10 protein-coding genes are annotated in these 12,222 nt (G+C 53.6%); 8 read left to right on the forward strand and 2 right to left on the reverse strand.

The window, feature by feature from the left end; genetic code table 11:
- The first annotated feature begins 36 nt into the window (after positions 1 to 36).
- From urtB to urtE, 4 genes are read left to right on the forward strand one after another with little or no spacing between them, the layout of a single operon-like run.
- Complete coding sequence (gene urtB / locus ACRZ91_RS07475) at positions 37 to 1,989, forward strand: urea ABC transporter permease subunit UrtB (RefSeq protein WP_480903832.1); 1,953 nt, start codon at positions 37 to 39, stop codon at positions 1,987 to 1,989.
- Between the two features lie 3 nt (positions 1,990 to 1,992).
- A complete protein-coding gene (gene urtC / locus ACRZ91_RS07480; RefSeq protein WP_480903835.1) occupies positions 1,993 to 3,222 on the forward strand; it encodes an urea ABC transporter permease subunit UrtC in 1,230 nt (409 codons plus the stop codon).
- Positions 3,219 to 3,959 (forward strand): urea ABC transporter ATP-binding protein UrtD, encoded by a 741-nt coding sequence (gene urtD / locus ACRZ91_RS07485; protein ID WP_480875465.1) that lies wholly within the window; start codon positions 3,219 to 3,221, stop codon positions 3,957 to 3,959. Before urtC ends, urtD begins: the two co-directional genes overlap by 4 nt.
- A gap of 3 nt (positions 3,960 to 3,962) precedes the next feature.
- A complete protein-coding gene (urtE, locus tag ACRZ91_RS07490) occupies positions 3,963 to 4,658 on the forward strand; it encodes an urea ABC transporter ATP-binding subunit UrtE (RefSeq protein ID WP_480903838.1) in 696 nt (231 codons plus the stop codon).
- 512 nt (positions 4,659 to 5,170) lie between these two features.
- Here the strand turns inward: urtE and ACRZ91_RS07495 are convergent.
- Both ACRZ91_RS07495 and ACRZ91_RS07500 read right to left on the reverse strand, forming a co-directional pair.
- A complete protein-coding gene (locus ACRZ91_RS07495) occupies positions 5,171 to 6,934 on the reverse strand; it encodes an adenylate/guanylate cyclase domain-containing protein (RefSeq protein ID WP_480903841.1) in 1,764 nt (587 codons plus the stop codon).
- 556 nt (positions 6,935 to 7,490) lie between these two features.
- On the reverse strand, positions 7,491 to 8,132 hold the full coding sequence (locus ACRZ91_RS07500) for a TetR family transcriptional regulator C-terminal domain-containing protein (protein WP_480903844.1): 642 nt from the start codon (positions 8,130 to 8,132) through the stop codon (positions 7,491 to 7,493).
- A 189-nt stretch (positions 8,133 to 8,321) separates the two neighbouring features.
- Between ACRZ91_RS07500 and ACRZ91_RS07505 the strand changes: the two genes are divergently transcribed.
- The 4 genes from ACRZ91_RS07505 to ACRZ91_RS07520 are packed head-to-tail and all read left to right on the forward strand — an operon-like array spanning position 8,322 to position 12,164.
- Entirely contained in the window at positions 8,322 to 9,185 is an 864-nt protein-coding gene (locus ACRZ91_RS07505) for an ABC transporter permease (RefSeq protein ID WP_480903847.1), read from the forward strand.
- A complete protein-coding gene (locus ACRZ91_RS07510; RefSeq protein WP_010437472.1) occupies positions 9,182 to 9,976 on the forward strand; it encodes an ABC transporter permease in 795 nt (264 codons plus the stop codon). The genes ACRZ91_RS07505 and ACRZ91_RS07510 overlap by 4 nt, the downstream gene beginning before the upstream one ends.
- Positions 9,977 to 9,996: 20 nt before the next feature.
- Positions 9,997 to 11,112 (forward strand): ABC transporter ATP-binding protein, encoded by a 1,116-nt coding sequence (locus ACRZ91_RS07515; RefSeq protein ID WP_170475599.1) that lies wholly within the window; start codon positions 9,997 to 9,999, stop codon positions 11,110 to 11,112.
- On the forward strand, positions 11,109 to 12,164 hold the full coding sequence (locus ACRZ91_RS07520) for an ABC transporter substrate-binding protein (RefSeq protein WP_480903851.1): 1,056 nt from the start codon (positions 11,109 to 11,111) through the stop codon (positions 12,162 to 12,164). The genes ACRZ91_RS07515 and ACRZ91_RS07520 overlap by 4 nt, the downstream gene beginning before the upstream one ends.
- The last annotated feature ends 58 nt before the right edge of the window (positions 12,165 to 12,222 follow it).

The raw sequence follows: 12,222 nt of genomic DNA on the forward strand, positions 1-12,222 counted from the left end.
CCCGCCTTGCCACAAGAGACATTCGGGTTTCACCAAATGGTACGACTATTCCTTGCGGGCCTCGCAATTCTGTGCGCCTGCCTGACCGCCAACGCGCAAGAGGCCGGTCTGCAACCGATCCTGCAAGAACATCAGGAGATCATCGCCAAAAGCTCGCGCAAGACGATCAAACCAGCGATCGATGCAATTGCATCGAGCGGCTTGCCTCAGGCGCAAGTGATGCTTGAGACGTGGGCCGCCAAGAATATGTGGATGCGCAAGTCTGACGGTCTGTTCTTTTCTGGCCAGAAAGGTGAGGGGCGGTCGTATGAATTGACCGACTTCGACACCGGAGAAGTCGTCGGCACGGTCGAGAAAACCGAGCTTAAGCAGTTGAAACCCAACAGCGGTATCCGCGCGATGATCGGAACGGCTTTGGTGCAGTTCCAGTTGACCGATCCGGATCGCGCTCGGCGACAGGCTGCGTTGCAATCCATCCAACGCGATCCCGAGGGGGTATTGTTGGAACCACTTCGCGCGTCAATTGACGACGAACCCGATGCGGATTTGAAGGCGCAGAAGCAGCGGTTGGAACGGTTGTTGACCATTGGGTATGACACCGATACCGGCGCGCGTGTGGCTGCGATTGAAGAGATGTCCGACGATCTGGGCGTCGATGTTCGCGCGGCCCTGAACCCTTTGGTCGTGACCAACCGACAGACCGCTGCCACGCTGCCCTCGGACATGAATATCGCCGCCGTGCTGCAACCCGACTCGGATGACCTGTCGCGCGACGCGGCTTATGATCTGCTGGTTGCCAGCGATCTGGCCGCACCGCTTGCTTCGGCAGACGACATTCGCGCCGCTCTGGCCGCCAATATCGACCGAGGTCGCGTGGGGGGTGTTCCGGTTGCGCAACTGAGCTCCGCCGCTGCCCGCGCGCAGGCGTATGAGGCATTGGCTGAGGCCGGGGCCGTCCCGGCCTTGATCACGCAAGCCGACATCGATGCAGCACTTGCCGCGCATGTGTTCTTTGATACCTACGCGGAGCCTTCGCCCGACGTGACCGCCGCCGCCGCGCATGCATTGGAGCAGATTGAGTTGAAGGTCGGCCTGAACCAGACCCTCGACCTGACGCTGGACGCGATTTCTCTGGCGTCGATCTATTTCCTCGCCGCCATCGGCCTGGCGATCACCTTCGGCGTGATGGGCGTCATCAACATGGCCCATGGTGAGTTCATCATGATGGGCGCATATACCGGCTACGTGGTGCAGCAGTTCATTCTCAACCATACGCTGTCGGTCATCGTCGCCATTCCGATGGCCTTTGCCGTAACCTTCGCCATGGGCGTCGCGATGGAGCGGCTGGTGATCCGCTGGCTTTATGCCCGTCCTCTCGAGACGCTGCTGGCGACGTTCGGTATCTCGATTGCGCTGCAACAACTGGCCAAAAACATCTTTGGCACGCAGGCCCGCCCGCTGACCGCGCCCGGCTGGCTGGACGGGGCGTGGGTGCTGAACGATGTGGTCGCGATCAGCTATATCCGCATCGCGATCTTTGTGCTGGCGATGATCTTTCTGGGGCTATTCCTCTACATCATGAAATGGACCCGGCTGGGGCTTGAGATGCGGGCAGTGACGCAGAACCCACGCATGGCGGGGTCGATGGGGATCAATCCGGGGCGGGTGAATATGCTTACCTTTGGCCTTGGTTCGGGCATCGCCGGGATTGCGGGGGTTGCGATTGGTCTGTTCGCTAAGGTCACCTCGGATTTGGGCAGCGACTATATCGTTCAAAGCTTCATGACCGTGGTTGTCGGCGGCGTCGGCAATATTTGGGGTGCGCTGGCGGGTGCCGGAATGATCGGCTTTCTGCAAAAAGGGATCGAGTGGATGAACCCGTCGAACACTCTCGCGGCCCAAACCTACATGATCATCTTCATCATCATTTTCATCCAATTCCGGCCGCGGGGCATCATCGCCCTCAAAGGCCGCGCCGCGGGGGATTGAGCCATGGATCGTAGCTTTGTCGCCAAGAACCCTTCGGTGCTGGTCTTTCTGGCGATCCTGTCTCTGTTTACCCTGGGCGTGACGATCCTGTCCGAAGGGTTCGGGATCGGCGTAATTTCGACCAGCTTCGTCAAAACGCTGGGCAAGACCCTGTGCCTCTGCCTGATCGCAGTGGCGATGGATCTGGTCTGGGGCTTCACCGGTATTTTGTCGCTGGGTCACTTCGCCTTCTTCGGGCTGGGGGGCTACATGATCGGAATGTGGTTGATGTACGAACGCACACGCCTGATCGTGGTCGACTCGCTGGCACAGGCCGAAATTCCACCGACTTCAGCCGAGGTGGTGGACGCCATCGGCACACAAATCTTTGGCGTCGTCGGATCGTCGGAATTTCCGTTGATCTGGGCGTTTTCCCATAGCCTGACACTGCAACTGATCCTGACTGTGCTAGTCCCCGGTCTTCTGGCGCTGATCTTCGGATGGTTGGCCTTCCGGAGCCGCGTCACCGGTGTGTACCTATCGATCTTGACACAGGCGATGACGCTGGCACTGGCCCTGTACCTGTTTCAGAACGACAGCGGCTTGCGTGGCAATAACGGCTTGTCCGGCCTGCAGAACCTGCCCGGTGTCTCCGCCTCGCAGGACGTGGTGTCGATCTGGTTCCTCTGGGCCTCGGCGCTGGCCTTGGGGCTGGGCTATATGCTGGCCGCGTGGCTTGTGTCGGGCAAGTTCGGATCGGTTATCCGTGGCATCCGCGATAACGAGGCGCGAGTGCGGTTCCTTGGCTACTCGGTCGAGGTCTACAAACTGGCCGTCTTCACCCTGACTGCTTGTATCGCGGCCATTGCTGGCGCGCTTTATTACCCGCAAGCTGGCATCATCAATCCCGAAGAGATGGCTCCCATTGCCTCGATCTATCTGGCCGTTTGGGTCGCCATCGGTGGACGAGGCCGATTGTACGGCGCGGTGATTGGCGCAGCTTTTGTCAGCCTTTTGAGCACGTGGTTTACGGGCGGGCAGGCCCCGGATATTTCGCTTGGATTTTACACGATCAAATGGGTCGACTGGTGGCAGGTGCTATTGGGAGTAACTTTTGTATTGGTTACGCTGTTCGCCCCGCAGGGCATCGGAGGATTGTTCGACTTGCGGACCGACCGCCGCCACCCGGACAGGCATGGGGCAAATCTGGGACCGGATGACGGAGCCCTGCGAGAGAAGGAGGCCATCGAATGAGCACTTTGCTTGAGGTTAGCGGCGTTTCGGTCACTTTCGACGGTTTTCGTGCTATCAACAACTTGTCGTTCCAGATCGGCGAGGCCGAGCTTCGCGCAGTGATCGGCCCGAACGGGGCAGGCAAGACCACATTCATGGATATCATCACAGGAAAAACTCGGCCCGATAATGGACGCGTTATCTGGGGCAAGAAATCCGTATCTTTGCTAAGAATGTCCGAAGCAAAAATCGCGCAGGCTGGCATCGGGCGGAAGTTTCAGAAGCCGACGGTTTTCGAAGACCAGACCGTACACGGGAATCTGCTTATGGCGCTTCAGAACAAACGCGGCTGGCTTCGCGTTCTCTTCTATCGACCCTCCAAAGACGATTTGCGGAAAGTTGACGATCTGAGCGTCGAGATCGGTCTGCACCAGCACCTAAGCCGCAAAGCTGGCGAACTGAGCCACGGTCAAAAGCAGTGGCTGGAAATCGGCATGCTGCTGGCGCAAGAGCCACGACTCTTGCTGGTGGACGAACCTGCCGCTGGCATGACACCGCAGGAGCGCGAACACACCACCAATTTGCTGGTTCAGGCCGCCAGAACCCGCGCCGTGGTCGTGGTGGAACATGATATGGAGTTTGTCCGACGTCTGAATTGCAAGGTCACGGTTTTGCACGAAGGGTCTGTCTTGGCTGAAGGCAGTCTTGATCACGTGACATCCAATCAGGACGTCATCGACGTTTATCTGGGGCGCTAAGCAATGCTGAAACTGGCCGATCTGACTTTACATTATGGGCATTCGCAAGTCCTCAACGGGATTTCCATGGAAGCCAGACAAGGTGAAGTGACTTGCGTCATGGGGACCAATGGTGTCGGGAAAACCAGCCTGATGAAGGCAATATCAGGTACGCATCCGCGTTCGGCTGGTAATCTGGAACTGGACGGAGAACCTTTGGGTGTCCTGCCTGCTCATCAAATGGCGTGGAAAGGCGTGGCTTATGTTCCACAAGGTCGTGAAATATTTCCTTTGCTCACAGTTCGCGAAAACCTTGAAACGGGGTACGCCTGTCTGCCAGCCAGCGAGCATTTCATTCCAAATGAAATTTTTGACATGTTCCCGGTTCTCAAGCAGATGCAAAACCGTCGCGGAGGTGACCTTTCTGGCGGTCAGCAGCAACAGCTGGCGATCGCGCGGGCACTGATAACGCGACCACGCCTTCTTCTGTTGGACGAGCCGACCGAAGGTATTCAGCCCAACATCATCCAACAGATAGGCGAAGTGATCCGGCACCTCAGAACCACGAGCGGAATGGCAATCATTCTAGTGGAGCAATACTTTGACTTTGCCTATGACCTTGCCGACAGATTTGTCGCGTTGCGACGTGGAGAAGTCTTAATCAACGGCACCAGGGAAGACGTGACACGCGATGAGTTGTTGCAGGCCGTAACAGTCTAGCGCTGATACTTGAAATTAGTTTCAGGATTGAAGAATGAAACGCAAAACTTGGCTTAATTTGGGCTCGGGATATGGTTTGATCCTTTGAACACGTTCAATTGAAACTGTATTTTCTTCTGAAATCCCGTGGTTCGATGTCTCCTGCCTTGAAGGGCAAGTACTCATGATCAGATGAACCCCGCTGATCCGAGAAAGGAGAAAGACTATAAAACCAATCAAGTCACTCGCAGTAGCGGCAGATACAATCGCGTCGCCCAGTTTTTACGAAATTGGACGCTGGAGTGATGAGGACCCAGATGGGTGACGATGCAACCAGAAGGTTGTTCACGTAACAACCGTTCAGCAATGTCCAATGGCTTTTAGCTGAGGCCTTCCCTCTGAGAACACAAAACCTGACATTTGGCCGGGACGCCGCGAATGTCTCGAAGGAGCCCAAACCAGAGGATGCTGCCACGAGAACGAAGGTCTGCTTTGGTTGGAACACTCGTCTGGAAAAAGGGATGGTTCCACTCTCAATTGATATTGCGAGTTGTCAGCAAGCGAAATGCGGTAATTTCTTCTTTCCTACCCTTTACGGAGAATTTTCCAGCCTTTTGCAGGGGAAATTCCTGGTCAAGATGATTTGCCGTCGCTTCGCTGATAACAATCACAGCACTTGATCCTTCATCAAGGAGATCACTGGCGAGTTTTTCAATCCTGCTGCAAGTGTTCACCGTGTCCCCAATAACGGTGTAATTCATGCGGCCGACTGCTCCAATGTTGCCAACAATCAAAGGCCCTGTGTGGACCGCAATCTTTATGCGTTGTTCATGGTCTCCAGCAGACAAGGCTTTTTCTATGGCTATAGCGGCCCGACAAGCGCGACGTGCATGATCTGGTTGTGTTTCTGGAGCACCCCAAAACGCCATTACGGCGTCCCCGATGTACTTATCTAGGGTTCCGCCCTCTTTTTCGATACATTGATTGATTATCTCGAAGTGTTGGTTGAGTTCTTGAGCAATTTCTCCCGGCTTCTTTGCTTCTGAACTGGCCGTGAACCCCACGATGTCAGTGAACATCACTGTGAGCTCTAACTCTTGTGATGAGATGGAATAATTTTCTTTTTGCTGTATCAGGCGTCGTACTAATTTTCTGGGTACATAGGTTTCAAACCAGCGTAATCCTTCCAACATTTGATTAAAGGCAATTGCCTGATTGTTGAGCTCAGTAATGCGCGATGGTGGTAAGGGATCAATTTCATCAAGATTGAGATTTCCGACCTTTTTTGTTGCGTCAGCAGCTTTGCTTATGGGGGCCGCCACCCAGCGAGAGAGGAATATAGAACCTATAACGGCCAGCACCAGAAGAATAGCGCCACCTATTATCGAGTTAAGAAGCCTGTAAATCTGGGAGTTCCAATCGGCACTTGGCGAGTAAGCTCCCAAGGTCCAGGGCACATCTCCCAAATCACTTATCTCGTTAGAGAGAACCAAATATTCATCACCACTTACGTCTATCTCTCGAACATCAAACACCCCGTCAGGATCGGAAAAATCTATCGGCGTTTTCAGAATCTTGCCTATAATAGGCATGTCCAAGTCAGACACTTTGAAAAGGGGATTTTCGAAATTTAGCTTTGCTCCCGATAACTCTGGCAATTTTCTATGGGCTAGCAGACGATCATTCCCGTAAATGATGAAACCGTTGGTTTGGTATGTATTGCCTAGTTCTTCTATCAATTCTGACAATTCACCAACAGATACACCGGCTGCCACGACTCCAATATATCTGCCGTCATAAAACAGCGGCGCAGCGACCGTAATTAGTGTCTTTCCTTCAGTTCTGATTGGTTCGTTCCAAACCATTTCCCGATTGCTGTGCAGCATCCTGAGGTAGTTCTTTAGACCTTCGTCGTGTTGATTGTCGTCTGTTTGAACAATCAATTTCTGATCCGTGCCTCGCGAGACAAGGATTTCACGTGCATTTGGGCGCCATACAGCAACATCGGAAATTTGGGGGATGCTGCCCAAAACGCCTTTAAGCTGTAAAACGGTTTCATCCTTAAACGCTGGGTCAAATTCGCCATCTGCAGCCTGCCGAACTAGAAATTCCACAATATCAGCGACAGGTTCAACATGCTGCTTCACATCCTCCTTCAATGTTGCCATGAAAATCTGACCACGGCTCAGGGCAAGCTCAGAAGTGTTTTTGAAGTTGGCATAGGCCGACAACAACAGGACAGAGCCTGCCGCCAAAGTAACCAGCCCACCGATAGCGGTGACAAGCAAGACTGTCATAGAAATGTCCGCAGATTTCTTCATCAATCCAAATTTCTGATCTCGCTTAGTTGTGTCAACGTTATCGCCCAAGGGGAAATGGGCAAGAACTACTGATCCCCATAAGAAAGCACAGCATTCGCATGGCAACAAAAGAATGAATGCTTAATCCAGGGTGTCGATCACAATACTTGATTGCCAAATTTCTGCATTTCCGGGTGGGGGCAAGCGTGCGAGGCCTGCCACTGTCCTGATAAGGTGAGTTCAAGGCTCGGGGATATGGGAGCGTTTTCCGCATAGCCGTCATTGGTGAAATCACGGCGAAAGTTCGCTTTGTCCGCGAGGCAGCCTTTCGCACTCGTTCCAATGAACGGCCATCACTCAACCGGAGATGGCTTCACATAAAACCGCTACTGCGATGTTCGCGGATTGTTATGGCACATTCGTCAGCTTTGGGTTGCGGATAGCAGGTGGTTCAATTGAACTCTTTGCGTCCGAACTGTGCTTCCATCATGTTGACTGAAAGATGAGGATTGTCCACTTCTAAAGCAGTCAGATAGGAAACCTTTCGCAAGATCTACTCAAACAACAAAGCGCCGTTTAGGTCAAAATGCTTCGGGAACATTGCGCGCAGAAATCGAAAAACAATTCTCATTGCTTCGTCGCGATCAAATGAATCCGGGTGGAGTAGGTAATCGGTCCACATGCCTTCCAGCATTGCGAGTGTGCCGTGCGTAGCATCTTTAGCAACTTGATTAGGGTGTTCGGTTCCAGCTTCTTTCGCAATTCGAGCGAAAGCGTTGAAAACCAGATTACGAAGCTTAGCATCGCGGGTATCTGAAAACGCAGCGATTGCTGCTCTGTTTCGAGCCTCGCCACGAAACGCGTACCAAATCGAAACGTTTTTCTTATTGAGAATGGTCTCACTCAAGTCGCCCCGAACAATCATCTCGATATGCTCCTGCCCGGTTTGCCCGGTCGTTTCCAACAAATCATAAATGCCATTGTAATATTGTTCGGAAGAGTGGCGGGCGGCTTCGTTAACCAAGTTGTCTTTGCCGCCAAAATGAAGGTGAATCATGCCACGGGATAGCTCGGCGCGTTGAATGATTTCGCTGACTGAGGTCTCGGAAATCCCTTTCTCTGCGACCGAGTCGAGTACTGCCTCGATCAAGGAAAGGCGATTTCGTTCGCGTATTTCTTGTCGTCTTCCAGTCATTTGATCAGGCGTCTCTGTTTGTTTTCAGTCTCTTGCGGTGTCCTTTAGTGGCCGGTGTGAAATTGGCCAGCCCCGGTGGCGAAATTATTAGTTGACACAACTAGTCCAAAAATTCCAGATTTAAATGGACGATTGTCCATTTTGTTATCGACATGTCGCGCCACCGAAAACGAAGTTCAGCAGGGAAGCATGGCCGGAGTACTAAGAAGTGAAACGGGCAAGGGCCTGGCACTTAGCGCGCCTGCGACGCTTTATGTCGGCCTGCTTGTGGCTGTTCCGCTTTGCATTCTTGTCGCCTACAGCTTTTGGACCCAGACCTATGTCGAGATTGACCGCACACTGACGTGGGCGAATTACCAAGAGGCGTTTACCGACCCGCTGGTTCGGCATCTTATGATCCGCTCGGTTGCGATTGCGGGTGCGGTGACATTGGCAACGGTTTGTCTGGCCTATCCGATTGCCTACTTCATCGCGTTTCGGACACAGAAGAAGACCCTCTGGCTGTTGCTGATCACTATTCCCTTTTGGAGCAGCTACCTTCTGCGCGTGTTCAGCTGGAAGCTAATTCTTGGCTTCAACGGGGTGCTGAACTCAGCGCTGATTTCACTTGGTTTGATACAAGAACCACTGACATTCCTGCTCTACAACGAGTTCGCCGTCGTCCTGACTCTCGCCCACGCTTGGGCGCCATTTGCGATCCTGCCGATTTATGTGTCGCTGCAAAAGATCGATCGCAGCCTGTTGGAGGCTGCAACGGATCTAGGTTGCAGCAAACTCGAAAGGTTTGTCCGCGTGACTCTGCCCCTCACAGTTCCGGGTATCATCGCGGCCTGCCTGATCATTTTCATTCCCACGGTGGGTGATTACGTCACTCCAGCCTTGGTCGGAGGTTCGCAGGGCAAAATGGTAGCGAACTTGATCCAGGTGCAGTTCGGCGCCGCCAATAACTGGCCGTTGGGTGCAACCTTGTCTCTGCTTGCCATGCTTTCGGTTGGCTGCGTTGCAATCCTGTTCGTGGCGGTCGTTACCGCATTGGGCCGGAGGATCAGATGACCAAGGTCATTCGTATCCCATGGTTGGCTGTTTACGCGATCGCCTATCTGGTGTTTCTGTATCTGCCAGTTCTGCTCTTGCCGCTGTTTTCGTTCAATGACGGAACCATCGTGGCTTTCCCTCTGAAGGGTTTTACGCTGAAATGGTACGCGCAGTTGGGTCAGCAGGACACGCTGCTACAGGCTATGGTGAATTCTCTGATCGTCGGCAGCGTGACTGCCCTGATGGCAACATCTCTGGGCCTCTTCGCAGCTCGCGCCTATGTTCGGTATCGTTTCGCGGGGCGTGAGTTGTCTGAGGGACTGGTCATGCTTCCACTGGTCATTCCCGGCATCATCGTGGCCAGTTCGATGTTGGTTCTGTTCATCAGCATCGGTTTGAAACCATCGCTGACCACCGTGATCCTCGGGCATGTGTTCGTGGCGTTGCCCTTTTCCGTATCGATCATGAAGTCTGCATTTGACGATTTCGACCAATCCTTGGAGGAGGCCGCGTTCGACCTGGGTGAAAGCGTTGTAGGAACGTTTCGGCGCGTCACTCTGCCAATCGTCGCGCCGGGTATCATCGCCAGCCTTTTGGTCACGTTTACCGTGTCTTTTGACGAGTTCGTCCTGGCATTTTTCTTATCCGGGAACAGCCCGACATTGCCGGTCTATATCTGGAGCCAAATTCGCTTTCCGGCAAAGCTGCCCAACACGTTGGCGCTGGGATCGCTGCTTTTGCTTTCTTCCGTTCTGCTGTTGTTGATTGCCGAATACTTCCGCCGCCGTTCCATCCAATCCTCCGATTGAAGCCAAAGGAAACAAGTAAGATGAGCGAACAGAACATCATCGAGATCAAGGGCGTCGAAAAACGCTTTGGTTCCTTTGTGGCTGTGTCCGATCTGAACCTGACCTTGAAAGAGGGTGAGTTCTTTTCGCTGCTTGGCCCTTCGGGCTGCGGAAAGACAACAGCCTTGCGCATCATCGCGGGTTTTCAAGATCACGAAGAAGGCGAGATCCGGATCGATGGTCGAACGATGGGAGAGGTGCCTGCCAACAAGCGTCCCACTAATATGGTGTTCCAAAGCTATGCGATCTTCCCGCACCTGAATGTCGGCGACAATGTTGGCTTCGGATTACGCAAGACAAAGCTCTCGCGAAACGAAATCAAGGAACGCGTTGCCGAGGCGCTTGAGATGGTTGAACTTGGCGGTTTGCAGGACCGCAAAGCCAATGAGCTGTCGGGAGGTCAGAGGCAACGTGTAGCGCTTGCCCGAGCGCTAGTCATGCGGCCTAAAGTGTTGTTGCTCGATGAGCCTTTATCCGCATTGGACAAAAATCTGCGCGAAGCGATGCAATTGGAAATGCGCCGTCTTCAGCAGAAGCTTGGAATTACTTTCGTCATGGTCACGCATGACCAGTACGAGGCGATGACCATGTCCGACCGCATCGGCGTCATGTTCGCCGGGCAGCTCAAGCAGGTCGACAAGCCCGAGGTCCTTTATTCCCAGCCTTGCAACCGTGAAGTGGCCTCTTTCATCGGCGGAATGAACTTTCTGGATGCCGAGGTGACAGCTGAGAACTCTGAATCGCTGGAGGTTAATGTTCAAGGATTTGGGCAGATGACAATCGGGGTGAACCCCAACGTTCAGGTGCACGATAAAGAGCTTCTGGTCGGCGTACGGCCCGAGCAATTGGAGATCAGCGCGGAAAAACCGGATGGTTACGATGCTATTGTTCCGGGGGAGGTGTCGGACGTCGCCTTCTATGGCGAAAGCGTCCACTATTATGTGCGGGTCGATGGTTTGAAGGACAGCATAGCCGTCGCCGTACCGAACTACTTTCACACAGTCGATCACAGCAGGGGCGATACCGTCTGGCTGGGCGTTCAAAGCGCCTCGGTGATTGACTTGGGTAAACGTGAATCTTTGGGAGGAGAGAAATGAGTAAAACAGCATCACTTACGGCAGCATTGATTGCCACCTTTACGGCCAGTCAAGCTCTCGCCAATGCCGCTGATCTGACCGTTTTTGACTGGTCCGGATATGAGGATCAGGGTTTCTACGGCGACTATGTCGAAAAGTACGGCGGCGCGCCCAGCTACACCTATTTTGGCAGCGTGGAAGAAGCGTTCACCAAGCTTCAGTCTGGGTTTGAAGCCGATTTGGCACACCCCTGCACAGACGCCCTGAGAAAATGGGTAGCGGCGGACATGATCAAGCCGATCGACACCAGTAAGCTGGAGAATTGGGACAAGCTGATGCCCAAGATCAAAGAGGTCGATGGCATCACAATCGACGGGCAGACCTACATGGTGCCGTTCGAATGGGGAAATACCGGCCTGATATACCGAACCGATATGGTTTCGGCGGACGATGTTTCGCTGCAGTTGCTGATGGATCCTGCCTACCAGGGCAAGGTTGCCATTCCGGACGCCGCCTCCAGCGCGTTCGCCATGGCGGCACTGGCAACCGGTGCTTCCAGCTACACGGATATGAGCGACGAGGAATTCCAAAAAGCCGCAGACTACCTGCGCGCGATTCATCCAAATGTGCGCTTTTATTGGTCTGACGCAGGCCAGCTGGATCAGGCAATTGCCAGTGGAGAAGTGACACTGGGTTGGGGATGGAACCAATCGGAACTGAATCTGATCTGGAACGAAACCCCAGCGGTCATGATGCGTGATGTGGACAAAGGCATCGCAACTTGGGTTTGCGGTTATGTGCATCTGAAATCTGCCAAGCAGTCGGATGAGCAAGTCTATGACATGCTGAACGCGCTTAGCTCTGCCGCAAGCGGTAAATACATCATCGAAAGCTGGGGATACGCCCACTCTAACGAGGACGCGTTTGCCCAAGCTGACCCGGAACTAATCGAAACCTACGGGTTCTCGGATGTGGACAGCTTCTTTGAAGGCAGCCTGTTTTTTGACGCGGTTAACCCTGAGCTGGAAGCCAAGATGTTGAAGGAGTTCGAGCGCATCAAAGCTGGCTTCTAAGGACGCCTATATAACATAGCGGGAATGGTGGGGACGTAGGAGCCCTTCCATTCCCACG

This window comes from Ruegeria sp. O11, from assembly GCF_056535285.1.

Bases quoted from the DNA above. Each gene is read 5' to 3' on its own strand.
- urtC (WP_480903835.1), top strand. From the start codon at position 1,993: ATGGATCGTAGCTTTGTCGCCAAGAACCCTTCGGTGCTGGTCTTTCTG.
- urtD (WP_480875465.1), top strand. From the start codon at position 3,219: ATGAGCACTTTGCTTGAGGTTAGCGGCGTTTCGGTCACTTTCGACGGT.
- ACRZ91_RS07520 (WP_480903851.1), top strand. From the start codon at position 11,109: ATGAGTAAAACAGCATCACTTACGGCAGCATTGATTGCCACCTTTACG.
- ACRZ91_RS07505 (WP_480903847.1), top strand. From the start codon at position 8,322: ATGGCCGGAGTACTAAGAAGTGAAACGGGCAAGGGCCTGGCACTTAGC.
- ACRZ91_RS07515 (WP_170475599.1), top strand. From the start codon at position 9,997: ATGAGCGAACAGAACATCATCGAGATCAAGGGCGTCGAAAAACGCTTT.
- ACRZ91_RS07510 (WP_010437472.1), top strand. From the start codon at position 9,182: ATGACCAAGGTCATTCGTATCCCATGGTTGGCTGTTTACGCGATCGCC.
- ACRZ91_RS07500 (WP_480903844.1), bottom strand. From the start codon at position 8,132: ATGACTGGAAGACGACAAGAAATACGCGAACGAAATCGCCTTTCCTTG.
- ACRZ91_RS07495 (WP_480903841.1), bottom strand. From the start codon at position 6,934: ATGACAGTCTTGCTTGTCACCGCTATCGGTGGGCTGGTTACTTTGGCG.
- urtB (WP_480903832.1), top strand. From the start codon at position 37: ATGGTACGACTATTCCTTGCGGGCCTCGCAATTCTGTGCGCCTGCCTG.
- urtE (WP_480903838.1), top strand. From the start codon at position 3,963: ATGCTGAAACTGGCCGATCTGACTTTACATTATGGGCATTCGCAAGTC.